Origin of the sequence: Parafilimonas terrae (genome assembly GCF_900115755.1) — a bacterium.
Classification (GTDB): Bacteria; Bacteroidota; Bacteroidia; order Chitinophagales; family Chitinophagaceae; genus Parafilimonas; species Parafilimonas terrae.
This window is the reverse complement of sequence record NZ_FOXQ01000007.1, coordinates 107103-127618: the sequence shown is the minus strand read 5'-3', so window position 1 is coordinate 127618 and position 20516 is coordinate 107103. Positions and strand designations below refer to the sequence as shown.

The window sequence follows — 20516 nt, the reverse complement described above, 5'->3', positions numbered from 1 at the left end:
TATAAATTTTAAGCATGAAAAAAATTAAACGAATAGCATTACTGGCATTTATGTCTATTGTAATCTTTTCAACGGTCAAAGCCGGTCCCGGTTATGATGACAATGATGATGATGGTGCATTTACCAATGGCCCTGGCGGCGGCGGAGACCCCGGTGACGATCCGGACATTCCCCTCGACCCCGGTTCCTGGATACTGGCGGCTGCCGGTGTGGGCTATGGCGTGAAGAAATGGCGGGATGCAAAAAGAAAAGGCGGTAAAGACGATGCCACAGCCATTGCATTTTTTTCAGATGATGATACCAATAAAAAATAATCTTTAACCCGTACTCCGTACCAAAACCAATTGCTTGAAACGCTTATTATTTTCTATAGTTATTATAGCGGCTGCGCTTACTGTGCAGGCGCAAAGAACCTGGTATATTACCGGTGGCCTCGGGCCGATGAATTATTTTGGCGACCTGCAGGATAAGCAGATTACACTTAGCCAGGCAAGTTTCGGCGGAACTATAGGGGTAACCTACCAACTGACACCACATTTTGCTGCCAGCCTTGCCTTCAGTTATGGCGCCGTTAAGGCCGATGATGCAAAGAATGGCTGGAAATGGGTGAACAGAAACCTTAGCTTTCACTCATCCATCCTGGAAACTGCAGGCATTCTTCAATATGACCTGTTCAATATTGAACAATCGGATGAGCATAATATTGCAGAAATAAACCCGCAAAAAATTACGCCTTATATTTTCGCAGGCATCGGCATGGTGCATTACAATCCCTGGACTTATGACCAGTCAGGCAAGAAGGTTTACCTGCAGCCTTTGGGAACGGAAGCGCAGACCTCGCCTTATGCCTTATGGTCAGTATCTTTTCCAATGGGTGTGGGCATTAAATATGCGCTCTCCAATAAGATCATGCTCAGCGGGGAATTTAATTTCAGGAAAACATTAACTGATTATATGGATGATGTAAGCATTCATCAATATCCCGATACGGCGCAGTTGCTCATAACCCATGGGCAGGAGGCAGCATCGCTTTCGTACAGGGCCGATGAAATTCCAAATAACGATTACAAGTTTTACGGTTACCGCGGCAACCCCAATAAAAAAGACGGGTTTTATACTTTTGTGCTCAAAATTTCTTTCCAGCTTCATAAAGAACCAAAGTTCTATTACCCGTATTAACGGGGTTACTCGCATCTTCTATATTTTTATTTGCCCGGAGAGAAGAATTTAATGCGATTTTTTATTTAACCTGTTTGCAAAGCTTTAAGCATTTATTTTTGCGGTGCTTTAAACTGATGAATGCTTATATAAAATATACAAAATTCGTTCTGCTTTTTGTTTTCCTCGTCATTATTGCGGGCAGCGTAGTGCGTACCACGCAAAGCGGCATGGGCTGTCCCGACTGGCCGCATTGTTACGGGCGCCTTATTCCGCCTTCCAGCGTTAATGACCTTCCTCCGGATTACCGGAAGTACCTTGACAAGCAGGATATAGATATGGAATATAACCCGGTGCATGCCTGGGTTGAATATATTAACAGGCTCATTACCGGCGCACTGGGTATTTTGCTGGTGGTTCATGTGGGCTGGACCTTTAAAAAGTTTTTCAGCTCAAGACAGTCTATATGCTGGCTGTCATGCCTTTTTTTAGTGGGTACCGTTTTTGAAGCATGGCTTGGTAAACTGGTAGTGGATACTAACCTGGCCGTTGTAAAAATTACGCTTCACATGCTCGGTGCATTATTTCTTGCCCTGATACCGGTGCTCATACTGCATAAGCTGGATAGCAACAAACCAATTCACGATAAGAGGCTGGCTATATTAACCACAATAGCCTTAATAGTGCTTTTGCTGCAGATAATTATCGGCACCGATGTGCGGGAGCAGGTTGATGAAATATCCAAGGCCTTGAATTACGAACAACGTGATACCTGGCTGGGCCAGATAAATACCATATTTGATGTGCACAGGATTGTTGCCGTGGTAACATCGCTGCTGGTGATATTTATATTCTGGCGCTCTTTATCGCATGCGGCACTGCAAAAGAAGGCGCTGTTCCTGCTGCTTATTGTTTTGCTTACAGCAGCAGCCGGTTTTTTGATGGCGTCATTAAACATCCCTGCTTTTATACAGCCTGTTCACCTGCTGCTTTCTTCTGTTTTATTTATAAGCCTGTTTGCTTACAGGCTTAATTTAAAAAAGTAGCAGTGATTATCGGTTAACATTTTGAATTTATTTTTTGCAACTTCGTGCCTGAAGTTTGAAGCACACTTATTCATCGTAAAACAATTTATCATTGGAAAAGATTATTAATACAGGCATCATAGGTTTTGGTGTTGGCGGCAATACATTTCACGCACCCATTATTTCAACAACGGAAGGCTATAATATCAGCAGCATAAGGGCGAGGAAAGACAATGAAGTTGCCATTGCAAAGGAACGCTATCTCAATGCTGCAATAAAAGATAACACGGATGATATTATCAACGATCCAGCTATTGAACTGGTTGTAATAACCACGCCCAATGCCTATCATCACCCGCTGGCCAAACAGGCATTACAGGCAGGCAAACACGTGGTGCTTGATAAGCCGATCACTATTTCATCGGCCGATGCAGATGATCTTATTAAAATTGCCAAAGAACAAAACCGCATATTATCAGTATATCATAACCGCCGTTATGACAGCGATTTCAGAACGGTGAAAAAAATACTGGACGGCCAGTTGCTGGGCAGGCTCGTGGAATTTGAAAGCCATTACGACCGTTTCAGGAATTATTTAAAGCCGGGTGCATGGCGTGAAAAAGATGAGCCCGGCGCAGGTATTTTATACGATCTCGGCGCGCATTTAATTGACCAACCCTTATTGTTGTTTGGCATGCCCGAAGCCATTACGGCTGATGTGCGTGTGCAGCGTGAAGGCACAAAAGCCACAGATAATTTTGAGGTGATATTACATTATCCCGGCCTGAAAGTAACCCTGAAAGCAGGCATGCTGGTGAGCCAGCCTTTGCCGCGGTATATTATTTTAGGTGAAAAGGGCAGCTTTGTAAAATATGGTTTGGATGTGCAGGAAGCGGCTTTAAAAGCAGGCTTAACAGCGCATACAAAAAGCGACTGGGGCATAGAGCCCGAAAGTGTTTGGGGGAATTTGGTTACTGAAATAAATGGTGTGAACTTTTCAGGAAAGGTGCAAAGCGAAAAAGGCGACTACAGGGATTTTTACCGCAATGTGTATCACGCTATCGTGAATAATAAACCGTTAGATGTAACGGCTGCACATGCAAGAAATATTATTCGTGTAATTGAGCTGTCTATACAAAGCAGTGAAGAAAGAAGAACAGTTGATTGTAAGGGAGCATTTGTTTGATATATATGTTTGAATAAAATGCACGATGCCGCAGGTAAAGATAAAGCTGCCATGAAAAGCCCGGAGTACAAGGAGTGATCCGCCGCGGCGGAGTGCCATCCGTTCATTTGATAGTTATCAAAATAAAAATTAATAAACAGCGTAAGCTGTTATTTACAAAATGGCGCCCCGTAAACAACAAAATAAAAAGTCATCAACAGCAAAGATTGTTGCTATGCAACATAAAGATGCAGTGATTGATGAAAAGCAAACGCCGTTGCAACAGGCAGCCGCCGCTGAAAAGAATAATGATCTTGCCCTGGCTGAAAAAATCTACAAAAAACAAATTCAGTTAAAAGCTTTTAATGCTGCAGTTTACAAAAGGCTGATGGTTATTTACCGCAAGCAAAAAAGATATAAAGACGAGCTTGATATAATAAATAAAGGGCTTAAGCATTTTGATGAATACCGTAAAAATCAATCTGCGCAAAAGCATGTAAATGCAAGCATTAAAAGATTAAGCCAGCGTTTGAATAAAAGCCTTGGCTTAACCAATAGCCGCGGTAAAGAATTATATGAGCCAGCTCCCGTTCCCGAATGGAAGAAAAGAAAAGCAACCGTTGAAAAGAGATTAAAGAAAAACTGATCTCATTTTTTTACCGGTGCTTTCGGTTTTCTTTTTAAAAGGTTTCTTTTTTGCGGCAGTTTATCGCCAAACAAAACACCCCATTGTTTAAACTGTTCCGTGCGGTCGAATATTACTTTTGCTACGGCCAGCAAAGGCAGTGAAAGAAACATGCCCGGAACGCCGGCTAAAGCGCCGCCAACAAAAACACCGGCAAGACTTGCCAATGCATTTACCCTTACTTTACCGCCTACTATGCGTGGCATAAGGATATTATTGTCAAGAAACTGAACAATGGCTATGGTTATAAGCACCGTTATTACGTCGCTTAAATCGGGTGAAGAACTTAAGGTGAGCAATACGCCGAGTATGTTGCCAAACAGGGCGCCTATATAAGGAATTAAATTAAGGACGGCGAATATTACTCCAATCAATAAAGCATGCGGAATGCCCATTATCAGCAAGCCACCGCCAAGTAAAATAGTGATGTAGGTTATTTGTATCAGCAAGCCTGCGATATAACTTTTAATAATAGATTCAGTTTCGGCAAGCGCGTCTTTTATTTTTGGATGCTGCTGCTGCGGAAACCATAAATAAACAAACTGCTTCAGTATATCTTTATACAGCAGCATAAGAAAAGTATAGATTGGCAACAAGCCAAAAAATATAAGTACAGAACCAATAGAACCTGCTGCGCCGCCGAGATACTGGCCTGCCGAATCCAATATCTTTTTACTTTGCTCATTTGCAAACTGCGATTGCTGCGCTGTTGAAATGCTTGTTTTTTCACTAAACCATGCACTAAGCTCATTAATGTGGTTAAGGATGTTTTGCTTAATGGTGGCAAAGTCGCTTATAACGGGTTTTGTTTGCATCATTATAAAAAACATAATGCCCGTTATTATTATAATCATCAGCAGCAGTGCAAGAAAAATGGCTAAAACACGGGGAAATTTTTTACGCACCAAAAAACGGTAAACAGGCAATAATACTATGCTCATAAAAAAAGCCATGAGCAACGGCATTATTATTTGCTGGCCATATATTATCACCATGCCTAATACCACGAGCCCCACCAGTTCAATAGATCTCCTTACAGTTAATGGAAATGATTGCATAGAAGTTGTTTAATTAAATATACAAGCAAATGCTTAACCAAATAATTATAAAAATGCCTGGCGGTTAAACCAGGCATTCTGCTAAAATATTGCAATAAAAAATACAAATTATAAGTACATGTGTTAAGTGAATGAATTGTCAACTGTAAGTGGATGCTTAGGGCTTGCTCACGATTCACGACTGACAACTCACATTAGTTATTATAATTCGTTATTACAGCCTGAATCCTACGCCAACGCTGAATGTTCTGAATTTATTTTTATCGTTATTATCGTTATCTGTTTGTGTAGAATTGATCTTGGTTAAGCCCAAACCATAATTTGCAGTTATCATAAACCTGTCAATTTCAAAACCGGCGAGTGCGTTTATACCCGCATCAAACCTTTTCAGCCTGTCATACCTTGCACCTTCCTGGTCGCCTGTTGTAGGGTCATCATTATTAAACTTAATGTTTTCAGAAGATGAAGATTTAACGCCGGCAAAGGAGCTTTCAATTTTTGATTTGCCGCCTATGCCCATTTGAATGTAAGGGCCTGCACCTACAATAAATTTAGTTGATTCAGATACCGGCAGTTTCACCACGGCATTTACCGGCAACTGCAAGTAAAGCGGGTTGAATTTGGTTTTAACGTAGTTGTCTGATTTATTATCATCATCCAAATACCAGTTTGCTTTAGATCCCTGCCCGTTTAACAATAAACCGGTTTGTACAGATAATATTGGCGCTACCGGCAAATCAGCAATTACGCCTGCATGAAAAGTGCTCAATGCCCTTGAATCATTTACAGAACCATCATTGCTGGTAGAAATATTTGACAGGTTATAACCACCTCTTATATACACTCCGCCATTGTTGGTTGGTGTTGTGGTTTGTGCTTTTGATCCAATAAAAGAAAATGCAGCAAGACTTGTTAATACTCCCAGTTTCATTACTTTCTTGATCATAACATATTTTTTAGGAAAGGATGTTTTGCTAATTGCATGCCAATTGAAACTTTTACAAGCAATTCATTTTATTTCTTAGCATATCGTTGTATTTATTTGGGTGATAATTTCCACGATGAAATTTATATCTGGAATATGCTGTTAATAACATCCGAAAATTAGCACTGCATGCAGCGTTATTAGCGGGGATATTTATAACAACAATTGCTAATTTTATCGTTCAATAAAACCATGCTGTATGAAAAACATTTTGCCTGTTATTTTAATTATGCTCTGCCCGTTTGCAGTTAATGCGCAGGAAAATATTACCGGCGCCTGGCAATATAAAGAAGGCACTGTTGAAACTGTTTTGATATTTGAACCTTCTTATTTTACCGTTACCATATTTGATGTCCCCAATAAAAAGTTTGTACAAACATGGGGTGGCAGTTACAGCAAACAGGAACATAATATCAGCGCTCTTATTGAATTTAATTCAGCAGATAAGACGCAGGTTGGAAAGAAAATAAATTTTAATGCAGCCATAAACAATGATGCGCTTATCAGTAATATTATCAATGGCGATAAAGAATGGAAGCAGATTGACGATAATAAAGGAGCGCTTGCAGGGTTATGGGTTATAACCGGCCGTGAACAGAATGGTGTAATGAATAAAATGACGCCGGGTGAAAGAAAGACTATTAAAATACTTTCAGGAACAAGGTTTCAATGGGCCGCCATTAATACGGCAACGGGTGATTTTTTTGGAACGGGCGGTGGTAATTACAGTTTTCAAAACGGTATTTATACAGAGAATATTGAATTCTTTCCAAGAGACAACACAAGGGTGGGAATGAGTTTAAGCTTTAATGGCTCCGTTAACGGCGATGAATGGAACCATAGCGGTAAAAGTTCAAAAGGTGATCCTGTGCATGAAGTTTGGACAAGGCTGCCTTAAACTAATTATGTAAGTGTATTATTATTTACCTGCTGTTGATTTAATGGGTTCATTTGATATGTAAGCACTTTGCCATTCTTTAATATTTCAACTATCCGGTAGCCATGATATTTTGTGCCCCAGTTGCCGGCTACATGCGAATCAAAGAAATAATGTTTGCCTTCATTTTCTTTCATGCCATCTTCATCATGATCGTGGCCTTGAAATACAGCTTTAAGATTTGATTGTTTATTAAACATGGCTACAAGTTCGGGGCATGGAAGACCGGCGCCCGTCCAATTAAAAGGCGTTATGTGCATGAATACAAACAAGTGCTTTTTATCAGCATATTTATTCAATTGCTCTTTCGTAAATTCAAGATCGGGGCAAATATATTTGCCTTTTTCATCGGCAGTATTTAGAACAATAAAAGCAGCTTCGTCTTTTTCAAAGCTGTAATGCCATTTTGTTGTAAACATTTGTCGCCACAATTCTTCATCTATCATATCATGATTGCCATGCGATACATGATAAGGCATTTGTAATTTATCCCATTGCTGTTTTACCAATGGCATCATTGAAGTATCGTTATGAAATAAATCGCCATTCACAAATGTGAAATCAAGGCCCCTTGTTTTTTGTTCAGCATTCAGCCAGTTAACCATTTGGCTATGCAAAGCTTCATATTGTGTGGAAGGCTGGCCATAATGCCCATCAGAAACGGTGGCAAAGCGAAGCAATACATTTTCTTTGGCCGGAAGCCTGAACGATGATGCGGCGAATGATTGTAATGCATTGCCTGCACCAATCATAACTATGGCTTTCATTCCTTGTTTTAAAAAGCTTCTCCTGTTTTGCATGGCATTTTAATTTATAATTTTTAAGTAAGTGCATTTATAATATAAACCACATAGAGGCTATGCAGCTATGTGGTTAAATGGTTATAACCAATACCCAAATTTACCAGGTTAGAAGTAAAATGTATTATGCGAATGTTAACTGTTGAAATAAATTATTTACTCCTCTTTCTTAAAAGAGAATACATACTCAAATGGCGGAATAGTAATGCCGTAAGATGCGGCTGATGAATCTTTCTTATTGATGGTAAGTAACACTTTGTCTTTGCTTAAATGCAACACAACTGATGCTTTTACTGCAGTGTTTAAACCTGCATTTAATACTGTATCGCCGGCCTTCCCTTTGCCTGGTTCATCTTCTTTTAAAATCATATAGCGATGCGAGCCTACATCAACCTGCTTATCGGTTATCTCTATTTCATTTTTAAACACACAATTTTTACATTCGGCAAAAGCATTGAACACTTCATGATAGGCAGTGTCGTTTGTTTTGGGATAATAGAATTGCACGCTGGTTTTAATATTCAGTTTTCCATTATCACTGTCCTCTATTTTCAAGTAACCTTTTCTTTCGCTCATATCAGGTTGCGTTCCCGTCAATATCCAATTCCCTGTAAAAATTTCTTTTGAAATCGCACTGTCTTTATTACTAATATCTTCATTGTTTATAATTGTTTCAGGTGCGGTTGTGCCGGTGCGAAAAAAATAGAAAAGGCTGGCAGCCGCGGCTATTAAAACCAATAATCCAATTAAATATTTTGAACGGTTTTTATAAACCGGATTACCTTCCTTAAAATTTCCATTGCTTACATCGGGGAGTGCTGCGCCGCTTAAATTATCTTTCAGGCTTTGCAGGCCGGCTTCATAATTATTAATGAAATTAATGTACTGCAATCTTTTTATCCTGAAGGGCGCTTTGCTTTCGCTGATGAGCACCGGTATAACGGGTTTATTTTCTTCCAGTACATAATAAACTTCATCAAGCACGTTTTGTGAAGCGGCTGATCTTTCAGACTGGATATATACCAAACAATCGCAGGTGGTTAATGCCTGTTCAATCTGCATATCCCATTCACTGCCTGCACGAATATCTTCCTGGTCAATCCATACATCATAATCATCTTTCTTTAGATCCAGTGCAAGCTTTATGGCAAAAGCAGTATCGGTTCTTGAATAGCTGAAGAAAATTTTTTTATATTTCATAAGCTGCAGGTGCTTTTACAAATTTGCTTTTAATTTATAAAAGCATGTTGAATAATTATTGCAAAGGCTGTGGTGCAACGCCTGTAAAAGTTAGCTTCACTGGTTTTATCATGCCATTCTCATCAAAAAACATTTCTTCAATGCAGGTTGCACGATGGTTTGCCGCGGTTTCGTTCAGCGGCCTGCGGTGATAAATAATATACCATTTATCAGTTGCTTCATTATGTATTATGGAATGATGGCCTGCGCCCCTGGCAACGGTGCTATCCTGCTGCAATATCTTACCCACTCTTTTAAATGGGCCAAAAGGAGAATCGGCTATGGCATAGGCAACTGCATAATCCGGGCCTGTCCAACCGCCTTCGCTCCACATAAAATAATATTTGTTATTTCTTATAAACATGAACGGGCCTTCAACATACTTCTCCGGTGTAATTTCTTTAAACAGCGTGCCATCCTGCATGGGAACAATGCCTGTAAAATCGTCTTTTAATTTTGCAATATTACAATGGCGCCATCCGCCATAAATAATATAGTAAGCGCCATCTTTATCGTGAAAAACATATTGGTCAATTGGCTGCGCACCGTTATAAAATTTATCTATCAATGGTTTGCCCAAATAATCTTTATAAGGGCCTTCCGGTTTATCGGCAACAGCAATGCCAATGCCACCATATTCCTTGTCGCTTTGAATATCGTTTGCCCCAAAAAAGAAATAATATTTATGATCTTTTTCAACGATAGCCGGCGCCCACATAGCACGTTTTGCCCATTTTATAGCTGATGTATCAAATATGCGTTCGTGTTTTGTCCAATGCACTAAATCGGGCGATGAAAACGCATCGAAAAGAACCTGCTTTTCATATACATCAGAATAGGTTGGATATATCCAGTATTGATTGTTGAATATAACGGCTTCGGGATCTGCATACCATCCTTTAAGAATTGGGTTGCCGGATGTTTGTGCGTTGCCGTATTTCATTGCAAACAACAGTAAAAAAATAAAGCTTAATTTTTTCATGCGTGAAAGATAAAACGTTATAAGCAATATTTTTTCATGCCTCTCAAGAGCGCTTCAAAGCAGTGAACCTTATTTAAGGTTTATTGACTTAATAACCGCATCCTGTATGCATTCATTGCGGTTATGCCAAGTTTCTTTATAAGGCGATAATTTACAATTACGCCAACCGGTGCGCCAATTACCGGCAATAGCTGCGCCATTTTTGCAAGGTCAAGGTAATCGCGGTATTCTTGTTGAAAAGTGCGCCAGTCAAATTGATTAATATCATCGGGTAGCTGGCTGGCATGCCCATCCCAGTCAACAATTTTCAGATATACATTTCTTCTTTCTTCATCGCTTGAAAAGGCAAGCTGCATAATGTGCAAAATATAGATGCGTTCTTTATAATCCTTTATATCAAATCCATACATGGAAGCAATATCAAACAGCAGTTTTATTTTAATGGCCAGCAATAAAGGAAAGTCTGCAAGGCCTAATAAAATGCCGCCTGCGCCTGTAACGCCGCCTTCCGCTGCTGCCGTTGTTTTATACCATTTAATGCGTTCTTCAATCAGCCTTTCCTTTACTTCGAGGCTGTCTTTTGTATTAGGTTTTGAAGTGGTAATGCCAGCGCCAAACAATACACTCCTTACCATTTGCTTTATGGCAGTTGTAACAGCTTTATGTATTTTTTCAGGTATATAGCTGTTTATTTTTGTTTGCATTTTTTTGGAAAGCCGGTTTATCAATCCAGGCCTTCGCCCCATCTTCCGTTGCCAGTTTTTTAATTCGCCTGTTATTTGCTGCACGTAATCATTCATATAATTGTTTTATGCCAAAAGAATGCCGCTTTAAATTATAATCTTTTAAGGTGACAAGTTAAGTGTATGCCACATACGTTTATAATCATTCAATCGTTTTCATTTACCGCTATTGCTTATATCAAAAAATAAATTGCAGATTGAAGTTAGCGTTGTTGCTATAAAAATATTTAATATTACAATTTTAACGTGTTGTGCTATTAAACTATATAGAAGAAAATTGAACCGTCATTTCGACGACAGGAGAAATCTCTGCCTTATTTTGAATTTATAACAGAGCAGGGATGTCTCGTTACCTCGACATGACGTGCCAAGAACGTTATTTAACAGATGCTTTCTGAAATTTTGCTGGCATAACAGGTATAATTTTAATATCGTTCCATAACAACATCCAAATGAAGATTGATTACAGAAAAATTAGTATTTATTTATTCGCTTTTGCTTTCATCTTATTTTCTTCCTGCACACAAACAGACCCGCATAATTCGCTTACACAAGCAGAAAAAAATGAAGGCTGGCAATTGCTGTTTGATGGTAAAACCCTGAATGGATGGCATGCCTACAATCAAAAACATATACCACCTGTTTGGAAAGTGGAAAATGGTGAATTGAAATGTGTGCAGATACCTAATAACCTTGATCATGCAGATCTTGTTACAGATAGTATTTATGAAAATTTTGACCTGCGTTTTGAATGGACAATACAGAAAGCAGGCAACAGCGGTGTAATGATAAATGTGCAGGAAGACCCAAAATACGCGGCCACTTTTTTTACAGGGCCTGAATTTCAAATGCTGGACAATGCCAATGATGAGGTGCATAAAGGCAAGGCGGCAGAAATTGCAGGCGCCGTATATAGCGTGTTGCCGGTTAAAAATGAAGTGCAGCCAAAACCGTTTGGCGAATGGAATGAATCCCGCATTCTGCAAACCAATGGTAAAATAACTTTCTGGCTTAATGGTGTTGAAACCGCAGATATTTTAATTAACAGTGATGAATGGAATGAACTTGTTGCCAAAAGTTCACTGCACACATATCCTGATTTTGGAAAGCTTACCAAAGGCCGCATAGCCCTGCAGGATCACGTTGATGAGGCCTCTTTCCGGGCCATTAAGATTAAAAAATTATAAGTTAACTACAGGTTTTTATTCCTGGTAATAAAAGCTGGAGAAGTTTGTTATCTCTTTAAAAAACCTGTCGTTTTGCTGCCCGTTTATTTTAGTGCCCAGCGCATCTTTCCAAACAAGTGCTTTGTAAGGGTTCATAGTACTTATAAGGCTTACCAATGTGCCTGAAACAGGTGCATATATTTTAAGTGTTTCCGTATCTCCTGCTGCATGCTGAAAAGCTTTGCTGAAATGAATAACGGTGTTGCCTGTGCTTTCTGATGGAACATACACAGAATCGCTTTCAGTTTCCAAAATTTCGTTCTTATTTTTTACGATCAGTTTGCATTTACTAACGGCCCCGTTATAATCATGCGATGCAGAGATGGACAAGGGAAGGTTAACCAACGTCCATTTAAGATCTCCGGTTAATTTAACCTGCATTATTTCGCGAAAACCATTTTCTAAAACAGCGCCAGATGGGTTTTGAAACATAATGCCCGGCTTATTGCGCACAAGGCACATGGGTTCTGTTTTCACTGGCCTGGGAAGGCTTATATAATGCTCCATGTTGTCTTCTGAGGTTACATAAGAAATGCCTGTAAGGCTTACCTGCGCAACCGAACCCGAATTGATTTTATTGATGTTTTTATAAAAAATATCCATTATCAGGTCAGCGCCTGATCCCGGTTGTAGATAACGGTCAATAAAGTAGGTCATTACTCCGGTATCGTTGTGTATTTTATAATCATAAATGCTGCTGATGCGGGAAGATAATATGAGCGAAGGCGCTGAAAAATCCATACGCCGCAACAGGATAAGTTTAGAAGCAATAACCTGGAATTCTGCAACAGAACTGTCGCCATTTGGTATAAAAGTTTTTTGCGTTACCGGCGGTAGTATCCCTGTTTTAATAGTAATGCCAGCATTCTTAATTACAATTGAGTCGCCAGTGATGGTGCTATTAACTCTTGTGCTGGTTATGGCTGTATTTTTTTTGCATGATGCGGAAAAAAGAAATAGTAATAAACATGAAAATGCTACAGCAAGATTTGTTGTTGATGGCGGTAGTTTCATCTTGCACAAAATACAAATTTTTGCTGGCCCATCAGGCGCCATGCTAATGAATTGATTCGAAAAATGAGCGGCAAAAAATCAGCAGTATTTAATTGCCGGTTAACAGTAAATATTCCAGCAATAAACAATCATTCCAGGCAGGGCAATAATGATTATACATCAGCAAACGCAGGTCAATAAATTTTCCTTTTATACTGCGTTTAAAATAAGATGGAATATTGCCAATAAAAAAAGGCAGGTTGTTTTGTTCTATATCTTTAAAATCGCTTTTGCTGAAGTGTAATGGCGGCGGCGATTGTTCCCATTTAATTAAAGCAATGCCAAGTATAATTTTTTCAAGGAGGTTATGGGTTGATAGCAAGCGTTCATTAGCAATTTGAATTAATTGCGGTTTAATAATTTCCAATTCATGTATTGGTTTTATGCTCATCAGTCTTGCCAGGTGATAAAGAATAATGGATGTGTTGGTGTAATAAGGTGAAATAAAAGCGGGATGTTTTACAATATCATTTCGCTGAATGGTTGTAACAATATGCTGCAATGATGCGCTATCAGCTTTTGTCCATTTAAGGTTGTACTGCTGCACAAAACTTAATACATTGCACAGTACGCTTACATCAAAAACAACAGGGAATTTTTTTCCAAACCATGTTGAATAAGCGCTGTCATAAGCATAAACTTTATAAGTTGTTTTTAAAGGCGGATAATTATTGATATATGATTGCATAAAGCGATGTAATGCTTTTGCGGAATCTTCATTTTCGCTGTTCATTAAAAAGCCAAGCACGGTGTCGTCCATATCATCCGGCAAAGCGCTGTTACCTTTAAAGACGGGCATCCACCAGCTATAATTAAATCTTGTTGACTTGTCTGTCCTCCAGAAATTATAAGTGTTGCGGTTTTTATTTTTAAAATATCTTGATGCCCTATTGCTTCTTGCAATTATGCTGTCACAAATAATTTTTTGTTCTGCAGAAAACCTGTTGTAATTGTCTTTTAAAACATAAGTAATAAGCGTGTTGTAAAAAATTGTATTGTCTTTCTTTTTTGTTTTGAATTTTCGTGAGGCATTAATATAAGAAGGAAAAACGCCTTGTATGAAATAGTTGTCGTGTTTAAGCTGGTGTGTTTGCAGCTTATCAAGAAGGTAACCGATTGTAATGCTGTCCTGCGCATGCGCCTTTTCACAAACACAGATAAAAAAACAAAAAACTGTGATTACTATAAACCGGGAAGGCAGAAGAGTATATAATCTTTGTGGCTTCGGTTTTTTATAGTGCACAAAATAATTTGTAATTGAAAAGATAAGCTTCAAACTATGCGGAATAAATATCCTTTACCAAAAATTCTGTTTGCAGTTTTTCAAGTTTTACTGCATCATTAATGTTAGTGTACTTACGGGCAAACCAGTTGCCTGTTTCATCTTTTTCATAAACAGTAACCAATACTGTTTCAGGTTCAATAATAATGTAATAGCGAAGTGAAGCGATTTTAATGTAGTCAATATATTTATCAACATAGTCTGTAACCTGTGTTGATTCGGAAACCACTTCCACAATTATTTCGGGTTTATATTTTATATATTGATTGTCGGGGCTTTTTTCCTCTTTAGTAGCAAATACATCAGGATAATAAAATTTTCTTCCATCAGGAATGGCAACCTTTACATCATGGTTATATATCTGGTAACCTTTACTCTTTAAAAATTGTATGAGCAGGATATAGATCAATCCAGCCATTTGATTATTTATATCTTTTTCGCCCGGCATTTCAAAAAGTTGTCCGTTGATAAATTCATGTCTCCGGTCAGATTTTAACTCATATTGAATATACTCTTCAACAGTATAAATCTTATCATTCACAGCATTTCTCATATTAACTCCTGTTTTACCAAACTTACAATTTTTTAATAAATCTGTTAGCCTTATGCTTTGCAAACAGCCAGGATTTTTTTAATGCACCAGCACATGCGTCTGCTTTATTACACCCATTACAAAAACACTTTGCACATGCCCGACGTTTTCCTCCTGGCTTAATTTATTTACATGAAAATCGTAATACGCATCCATGTTTTCTGCCATTACTTTCAGCATGAAATCAAACTCGCCGCTAATGCTGTAACACTCTGTAATTTCGGGCAGGCTTTGAATTAATTTTATAAATTTTATGCCTGCATTTTTACTGTGCTGCCTCAGCGATACATAACATATCACCATTAAACCTTTTTTCACTTTTGAATGGTCAACCAGCGTAGCATATTGTTTAATAACGCCGGCTTCTTCCATGCGCTTGATGCGCTCATGCACAGGTGTTGTGCTCAGGTGAATTTTATCAGATATTTCTTTAACCGTTATGCGTGCATTATGCTGCAATAATTTCAGAATGGCAAGGTCTTTATCATCAATGTTAAAACCCGTTATAGTGGATTGTTCTTTTTTAACTGCTTTAGCCATTATAAACTATTTATTTATTCTGTATAAAACCTATATAATATAACTTCATTCCAAAAATAAATCATTTAATATTATTCTATCCTGAATTTTTATTTTTGCCTTTCAAATTTTAAATATGTCAACAGTAACGAAAAACATTGACCTGAACCTGCCATATAAAGTGAAAGATATTTCACTGGCTGAATGGGGCCGCAAAGAAATAAGATTAGCCGAAGCTGAAATGCCTGGTTTAATGGCGCTTCGTGCAGAATACGGTGAAAGCAAACCTTTGAAAGGCGCACGCATTGCAGGATGTTTGCACATGACCATTCAAACAGCCGTTTTAATTGAAACACTGATTGAATTAGGCGCTGAAGTTAAGTGGAGCTCCTGCAATATTTTTTCAACGCAGGACCATGCTGCGGCTGCCATTGCTGCTGCGGGCATTGGTGTATTTGCCTGGAAAGGCGAAACAGTAGAGGAAGCCGACTGGTGTATTGAACAAACTTTATTCTTTGGAAGTTTTGACCGCCCTTTAAACATGATATTGGATGATGGCGGCGATTTGACTAACATCGTATTTGATAAATATCCTGAGCTTATTCAAAATATTAAGGGTTTAAGCGAAGAAACAACAACAGGTGTGCATCGTTTATATGAAAGAATGGCAAAAGGCACATTGCCCATTCCCGCTATCAATATTAATGACTCTGTTACCAAATCTAAATTTGATAACAAGTATGGCTGTAAGGAAAGTTTGGTTGATGCCATTCGCCGTGCAACAGATGTAATGATGGCCGGTAAAGTGGCTGTTGTTGGCGGTTATGGCGATGTTGGTAAAGGCTCTGCTGCTTCATTGCGTGGCGCGGGTTGCCGTGTGATTGTTACAGAAATCGATCCTATCTGCGCTTTGCAGGCTGCAATGGATGGCTATGAAGTAAAGAAAATGATTGATGCAGTGAAAGAAGCAGATATCATTGTTACTGCATCTGGTTGCCGCGATTTAATTACCGGCGAACATTTTAAATTAATGAAAGATAAAGCCATTGTTTGTAACATTGGACACTTTGATATTGAAATTGATGTTGCCTGGTTAAATGAAAACTATGGCAATACCAAAGTTGAAATTAAGCCACAGGTTGATTTATATACAGTAGATGGTCATGATGTAATTCTTCTGGCTGAAGGCCGCTTGGTAAACTTAGGTTGCGCTACAGGCCATCCAAGTTTTGTAATGAGTAATTCATTTACCAACCAGGTATTGGCGCAGATTGAATTATGGAATAATGCAGATAAATATGAGAACAAAGTATATGTGCTTCCCAAACATTTGGATGAAAAAGTTGCACGTTTGCATTTGAAGAAAATAGGAGTGGAGTTAGATGAATTAACAACTGCGCAATCAGAATATTTGGGTATTCCTCAAAACGGGCCTTTCAAACCTGAAATGTACCGTTATTAATTAAAGGCTTCTGCCTTTATTGATATAAATAACCGGTAATGCTGGATGAAGTTTGTCCTGCATTGCCGGTTATCTTTTTAATGCATTGCTGAATTTATCCGTTGATACTTTCCTGGTGTTATATTGCTGCATATATGTTTTATGCTGGTTGAATGGATAATTGATTTCCCCCGTGTAAGGATAAGCCGGCATTGCATGAAAAGGCAGCGGTTCAACAGTTTGGCCATAAACTGTATTCAGGTCGCCGTCTTTAACCCATCCTTCGCTGTAAATAAGAAAATCACGCTTCCATCCTTTGGGCAATGCAGGTAAACCGGATGCATCAAAATCAATGCTTATTTCATCGCCTGAATTGCAAATAATATATTCATCATCGGCCTGTTTTAATAAAGGCAATACATCGCCATAACGCGTATAATTTCCTGAAAGGTCTCTCCATTTCTGGCCATTGGATACATTGTAATAATCAAACCAGTGCGGGCCATAAGGGCCGCCTTTTGTGTAAGTGGATGAATAACCCCTGTAACCGAGGCTTGCACTTGTCATTGTAAGGTCATGCATGTTTACCGGCGCTTTTGATAAACTGCTGGAGAAGAAAATTTCATCCCAGTAAATCTGCATATTGGTTTGAATCCTTACCCGCCTGTCATTGGGTGTAAGGAATTTGTTTGACAGATCAACGATCACCATCTTATCTTTTCCCATGGGAAAACCAATGTTGGGAATAACGGTTTTCCATTTACCATCTTTATCTATCACCTGTAAAGAAGGCGGCTTTTGGCGATAAGTATCAGCCTGCGCCATAGAAGTATTGATGCTGGCATCGGCAGGAAAAATCCATCCACGCAAAAAGAGATGAAGGTTATTGCCCGAAGCTTTATCACCCAGGTCTAAAACTAAATCATGGTCTTCAGCAAGCCCCTGGAATTTACCCATTCCAAAATTGGATATGTATTGAAAATCGTAAGCTTTTATTTTATCCAGCACATCATCGCCATTGCCATCTGTGGCTTTAAGAGGATAATATTTACCAGCAACACTATATAGTTTCTTGCCTGCGAAAGGCGGCGGTGTAAAACGTTCATCGGCAAACACATCAACGGAATCGGGATGATCTACAGCGATGAGCTCAGCCTTATCAAAATACACCGCTTCCCAAAGTTCTTCTGTTATTTTAATGGAGTATTTGCCATTCTTTGGTTTAAGGTTTTCGCCCGGAATAAGCAGGTATTCTTGTGAAGCATCAGAGAAAGCATAAGTGGTATCTTTTCCATTAATGGCAAGCGGCATGCCCAATGCACTTCGCCACATCATATCTTTTACAAACACATACCGCTTGCCATTCCAGGCATACAGGAAAGGACAGGAGCCTTTGAGCATCTGCTCTTCAATTATTCTTTCACTGGCCGAAGGGTCTTTAATGTATTGTGGTGTGCCGTTTGGCCATATTATACGCACTGCATCAAGAGAAGTGCGTGTGCCCACGCCAAAAGTTGTAACAGACCTTTTTATTGTTTTAACCTGGTACAAATCACCGGCCTTCAGTTCTACCTGTGCGCCTATGCCCAGCCGGTTATTTTTATTGCTGCCATAAGTGAGCCCGGTAAGCTGCACCTGCATATAATGATTTAAACTGCCAATATCATTTCTTATCAATTTTATGCCGCCGGGGCCGGCCAGGAAAACATCATCATCACCATCCGAATTAAAATCAGCAATAGCAATGCTTGTTGCATCGCCGGTTGTTTGCGGCAATAAAGAAGATGCATCGCTAAAGCTCTTTGCATTCTCATTATGAAATAAGAATACAGCATTGGAAGATGTGTTGGCTGTGCCCGCAACAAGCAGGTCGGCATAACCATCATTATCATAATCTAAAAAGGCGGCATCATACACTTTTACATTTTGCAAAGCAGAGGAAATAGTTTTTGAAGCGGCATCGGCGATAAAATGATTGCCGCTAATATTCTTTAATAAAAAATGTTGCCCGCTACTACCTGCTATGAAAAGATCAGGCAATCCATCATTATTATAATCTGCAAATGCAACAGCTTTGCTATTATACCTGGAATTTTTAAGCCCTGCTGAAGTAGTAGCATTTGTGAATTTTGAATGGCGGTTATTGTTTAATAATGTTACGCCTTTTGTTTCGTTTGCGGCAATTATATCAAGATCGCCATCGCCATCATAATCGCTGAAATCCATATTGGCAGCACCCGGAATGGAAAGGCCCATTACACCGGCCTGTTCCGTAAATGTGCCATTGCTGTTATTGCGAAAGAATTTATTCGTGGTTGTTGTGGATGCATACAAATCGAGATCGCCATCCTGATCAAAATCGGCAAAGAGCATTTTCTGAACATTCACAGAAAGACTTAACCCTATATTGTTTTTATGATAAGCAAAAGTGCCATCGCCATTATTCCTGTATAGCAGGATGCCTCTTGCTGTTGCAACAAACAGGTCGGGGTAACCATTGTTATCATAATCAATAAAGGTGGCATCATGGTCTGCAGCATCATGATCAATTCCACCGGGCACATCTGTTTCCTGGAAGCTGCCGATCTTGCTTGTCAGCAACCGGCATTTTTGTTTGCCGCCTGTTATGCTGCTGGTGTATAAATACATTTCACCTGCATCTGTATAATCCGTTACGGCAATTACGCCATCAGTGGCTTTATCCGTATCGCTAAAATCAAGGCCTATCAATTTTGTTGCATCGGTAAACCCTTTGTTTGTTGCATAGCCTCTTCGTGTGTTTTGGCCTTTGTTTTGAACCTGGCTTGAAGCAAATGCTGCGTAGCCAACCGGTAATTGCGGGCCTGCAAGCAGTGCCATTGATTCAACATAACTGCTGGTGAGCGCAAGGAGGTCTTTGAACCGGCCCATCTGCGTTTTGGCCTTTGGAAAATCTTTTGCGCTGAGTGATTGTATAAGCTGGTTATACGATGCACTTAATGCAGGTGAAAAAGCGGGAATGGTTTTTTTTATTCCCTGTAAATAAAACATTGCAGAATCTGCCTTGTTATTGCTGATAAGCAATTCTGCCAGGTTAAGCCTGGCAACCACGTTAGCCGGTGAAAGCGAAAGCACTTTGAACAAATATCTTTCCTTTAAATAAATGTCTGCTGCAAGCCCTGAAAAAGAATACCATGCAAAAACATTGCGGGTGTTTTTTCTTGCAATACTGTTTAACTGGATAATCGCATTGCGCCTGTCGTTCTTTTGCAGATAAATCTTTGCCAGTACCGATTTTACATCTATATCATCGGGTTTTAATTTCAATCCTGCTTTGGCAGTGCTCTCGGCCTTTGTATAATTTTTTTTGGAGAGATAAAGAACGGCAAGGTCGCGGTAGTTTAAAATTTCATTGGGGTCTGTCTTTATTGCTTTTAAAAATGCAAACTCTGCTTCATTCACCTGGTTTTGCTGTAAGTATTGATATGCCAGCATTCGCGGTGGAAGGTTTTCGTTTTGTGAGAAAGCGCTGCCGGCGGTGAATGCGATAATAACAAGCACGCAAAGTATTTTTCTCTTGAGGATTGAGATAGGAATATTAGTTAGATTGTTCATTGACGGCATATTCAAAATAATCTGCAAGGCTA

General features: G+C 39.2%; 19 protein-coding genes. 8 read left to right on the top strand and 11 right to left on the bottom strand.

Annotated features, from left to right (window positions below; translation table 11 throughout):
- Nucleotides 1-14: 14 nt before the first annotated feature.
- From BM015_RS12870 to BM015_RS12850, 5 genes are all read left to right on the top strand, one after another.
- Entirely contained in the window at nucleotides 15-314 is a 300-nt protein-coding gene (locus BM015_RS12870; RefSeq protein ID WP_090659020.1) for a hypothetical protein, read from the top strand.
- Nucleotides 315-348: 34 nt separating this feature from the next.
- Complete coding sequence (locus tag BM015_RS12865; protein WP_090659018.1) at nucleotides 349-1179, top strand: DUF6089 family protein; 831 nt, start codon at nucleotides 349-351, stop codon at nucleotides 1177-1179.
- Between the two features lie 116 nt (nucleotides 1180-1295).
- Nucleotides 1296-2204 (top strand): COX15/CtaA family protein, encoded by a 909-nt coding sequence (locus BM015_RS12860; RefSeq protein WP_090659017.1) that lies wholly within the window; start codon nucleotides 1296-1298, stop codon nucleotides 2202-2204.
- 91 nt (nucleotides 2205-2295) lie between these two features.
- Nucleotides 2296-3369: an oxidoreductase gene (locus BM015_RS12855; protein WP_090659015.1), complete on the top strand. Its 1074-nt coding sequence runs from the start codon at nucleotides 2296-2298 to the stop codon at nucleotides 3367-3369.
- A 214-nt stretch (nucleotides 3370-3583) separates the two neighbouring features.
- Nucleotides 3584-3994, top strand: coding sequence for a hypothetical protein (locus BM015_RS12850; RefSeq protein WP_143075855.1), 411 nt, complete (start codon nucleotides 3584-3586; stop codon nucleotides 3992-3994).
- 2 nt (nucleotides 3995-3996) lie between these two features.
- Here the strand turns inward: BM015_RS12850 and BM015_RS12845 are convergent, their stop codons facing one another.
- Together BM015_RS12845 and BM015_RS12840 are read right to left on the bottom strand one after the other, a co-directional pair.
- Nucleotides 3997-5091 (bottom strand): AI-2E family transporter, encoded by a 1095-nt coding sequence (locus BM015_RS12845; protein ID WP_090659011.1) that lies wholly within the window; start codon nucleotides 5089-5091, stop codon nucleotides 3997-3999.
- Between the two features lie 214 nt (nucleotides 5092-5305).
- On the bottom strand, nucleotides 5306-6037 hold the full coding sequence (locus BM015_RS12840) for a porin family protein (protein ID WP_090659009.1): 732 nt from the start codon (nucleotides 6035-6037) through the stop codon (nucleotides 5306-5308).
- 238 nt (nucleotides 6038-6275) lie between these two features.
- Here BM015_RS12840 and BM015_RS12835 point away from each other — a divergent pair, with 238 nt between their 5' ends.
- Complete coding sequence (locus tag BM015_RS12835; RefSeq protein WP_090659007.1) at nucleotides 6276-6974, top strand: hypothetical protein; 699 nt, start codon at nucleotides 6276-6278, stop codon at nucleotides 6972-6974.
- A 5-nt stretch (nucleotides 6975-6979) separates the two neighbouring features.
- Here BM015_RS12835 and BM015_RS12830 read toward each other — a convergent pair whose 3' ends face one another.
- From BM015_RS12830 to BM015_RS12815, 4 genes are all read right to left on the bottom strand, one after another.
- The gene (locus BM015_RS12830) at nucleotides 6980-7813 is read right to left on the bottom strand and encodes a metallophosphoesterase family protein (protein ID WP_090659005.1); all 834 of its coding nucleotides are present in this window, start codon (nucleotides 7811-7813) and stop codon (nucleotides 6980-6982) included.
- A 156-nt stretch (nucleotides 7814-7969) separates the two neighbouring features.
- Entirely contained in the window at nucleotides 7970-9013 is a 1044-nt protein-coding gene (locus BM015_RS12825) for a toll/interleukin-1 receptor domain-containing protein (protein WP_090659004.1), read from the bottom strand.
- Nucleotides 9014-9068: 55 nt separating this feature from the next.
- Nucleotides 9069-10034 carry a glycoside hydrolase family 43 protein gene (locus tag BM015_RS12820; protein ID WP_090659002.1) on the bottom strand — a complete coding sequence of 322 codons (966 nt, stop codon included), beginning with the start codon at nucleotides 10032-10034 and terminating at the stop codon, nucleotides 9069-9071.
- An 80-nt stretch (nucleotides 10035-10114) separates the two neighbouring features.
- Nucleotides 10115-10834 (bottom strand): EcsC family protein, encoded by a 720-nt coding sequence (locus tag BM015_RS12815; protein WP_090659000.1) that lies wholly within the window; start codon nucleotides 10832-10834, stop codon nucleotides 10115-10117.
- 395 nt (nucleotides 10835-11229) lie between these two features.
- Here BM015_RS12815 and BM015_RS12810 point away from each other — a divergent pair, with 395 nt between their 5' ends.
- The gene (locus BM015_RS12810) at nucleotides 11230-11964 is read left to right on the top strand and encodes a 3-keto-disaccharide hydrolase (RefSeq protein ID WP_090658997.1); all 735 of its coding nucleotides are present in this window, start codon (nucleotides 11230-11232) and stop codon (nucleotides 11962-11964) included.
- A gap of 15 nt (nucleotides 11965-11979) precedes the next feature.
- Here the strand turns inward: BM015_RS12810 and BM015_RS12805 are convergent, their stop codons facing one another.
- From BM015_RS12805 to BM015_RS12785, 4 genes are all read right to left on the bottom strand, one after another.
- Nucleotides 11980-13017: a hypothetical protein gene (locus BM015_RS12805; protein ID WP_143075854.1), complete on the bottom strand. Its 1038-nt coding sequence runs from the start codon at nucleotides 13015-13017 to the stop codon at nucleotides 11980-11982.
- Between the two features lie 88 nt (nucleotides 13018-13105).
- A complete protein-coding gene (locus BM015_RS12795) occupies nucleotides 13106-14299 on the bottom strand; it encodes a hypothetical protein (protein ID WP_143075853.1) in 1194 nt (397 codons plus the stop codon).
- Nucleotides 14300-14333: 34 nt separating this feature from the next.
- The gene (locus BM015_RS12790) at nucleotides 14334-14891 is read right to left on the bottom strand and encodes a Uma2 family endonuclease (protein WP_143075852.1); all 558 of its coding nucleotides are present in this window, start codon (nucleotides 14889-14891) and stop codon (nucleotides 14334-14336) included.
- Between the two features lie 78 nt (nucleotides 14892-14969).
- Nucleotides 14970-15470: an Lrp/AsnC family transcriptional regulator gene (locus BM015_RS12785; RefSeq protein WP_090658987.1), complete on the bottom strand. Its 501-nt coding sequence runs from the start codon at nucleotides 15468-15470 to the stop codon at nucleotides 14970-14972.
- 115 nt (nucleotides 15471-15585) lie between these two features.
- Between BM015_RS12785 and ahcY the strand changes: the two genes are divergently transcribed.
- Nucleotides 15586-16911, top strand: a complete 1326-nt coding sequence (gene ahcY, locus BM015_RS12780; protein WP_090658985.1) for an adenosylhomocysteinase — start codon at nucleotides 15586-15588, stop codon at nucleotides 16909-16911.
- A gap of 69 nt (nucleotides 16912-16980) precedes the next feature.
- On the opposite strand, the gene BM015_RS12775 is transcribed toward ahcY, so the two are convergent.
- A complete protein-coding gene (locus BM015_RS12775) occupies nucleotides 16981-20484 on the bottom strand; it encodes a CRTAC1 family protein (RefSeq protein ID WP_177191901.1) in 3504 nt (1167 codons plus the stop codon).
- Between the last annotated feature and the right edge of the window lie 32 nt (nucleotides 20485-20516).

Coding starts and splice junctions, on each gene's coding strand:
- BM015_RS12860 (WP_090659017.1), top strand. CDS start 1,296: ATGAATGCTTATATAAAATATACAAAATTCGTTCTGCTTTTTGTTTTC.
- BM015_RS12835 (WP_090659007.1), top strand. CDS start 6,276: ATGAAAAACATTTTGCCTGTTATTTTAATTATGCTCTGCCCGTTTGCA.
- BM015_RS12810 (WP_090658997.1), top strand. CDS start 11,230: ATGAAGATTGATTACAGAAAAATTAGTATTTATTTATTCGCTTTTGCT.
- BM015_RS12790 (WP_143075852.1), bottom strand. CDS start 14,891: ATGAGAAATGCTGTGAATGATAAGATTTATACTGTTGAAGAGTATATT.
- BM015_RS12830 (WP_090659005.1), bottom strand. CDS start 7,813: ATGCAAAACAGGAGAAGCTTTTTAAAACAAGGAATGAAAGCCATAGTT.
- ahcY (WP_090658985.1), top strand. CDS start 15,586: ATGTCAACAGTAACGAAAAACATTGACCTGAACCTGCCATATAAAGTG.
- BM015_RS12805 (WP_143075854.1), bottom strand. CDS start 13,017: ATGAAACTACCGCCATCAACAACAAATCTTGCTGTAGCATTTTCATGT.
- BM015_RS12850 (WP_143075855.1), top strand. CDS start 3,584: ATGCAACATAAAGATGCAGTGATTGATGAAAAGCAAACGCCGTTGCAA.
- BM015_RS12845 (WP_090659011.1), bottom strand. CDS start 5,091: ATGCAATCATTTCCATTAACTGTAAGGAGATCTATTGAACTGGTGGGG.
- BM015_RS12815 (WP_090659000.1), bottom strand. CDS start 10,834: ATGAATGATTACGTGCAGCAAATAACAGGCGAATTAAAAAACTGGCAA.
- BM015_RS12820 (WP_090659002.1), bottom strand. CDS start 10,034: ATGAAAAAATTAAGCTTTATTTTTTTACTGTTGTTTGCAATGAAATAC.
- BM015_RS12775 (WP_177191901.1), bottom strand. CDS start 20,484: ATGAACAATCTAACTAATATTCCTATCTCAATCCTCAAGAGAAAAATA.
- BM015_RS12785 (WP_090658987.1), bottom strand. CDS start 15,470: ATGGCTAAAGCAGTTAAAAAAGAACAATCCACTATAACGGGTTTTAAC.
- BM015_RS12840 (WP_090659009.1), bottom strand. CDS start 6,037: ATGATCAAGAAAGTAATGAAACTGGGAGTATTAACAAGTCTTGCTGCA.
- BM015_RS12825 (WP_090659004.1), bottom strand. CDS start 9,013: ATGAAATATAAAAAAATTTTCTTCAGCTATTCAAGAACCGATACTGCT.
- BM015_RS12870 (WP_090659020.1), top strand. CDS start 15: ATGAAAAAAATTAAACGAATAGCATTACTGGCATTTATGTCTATTGTA.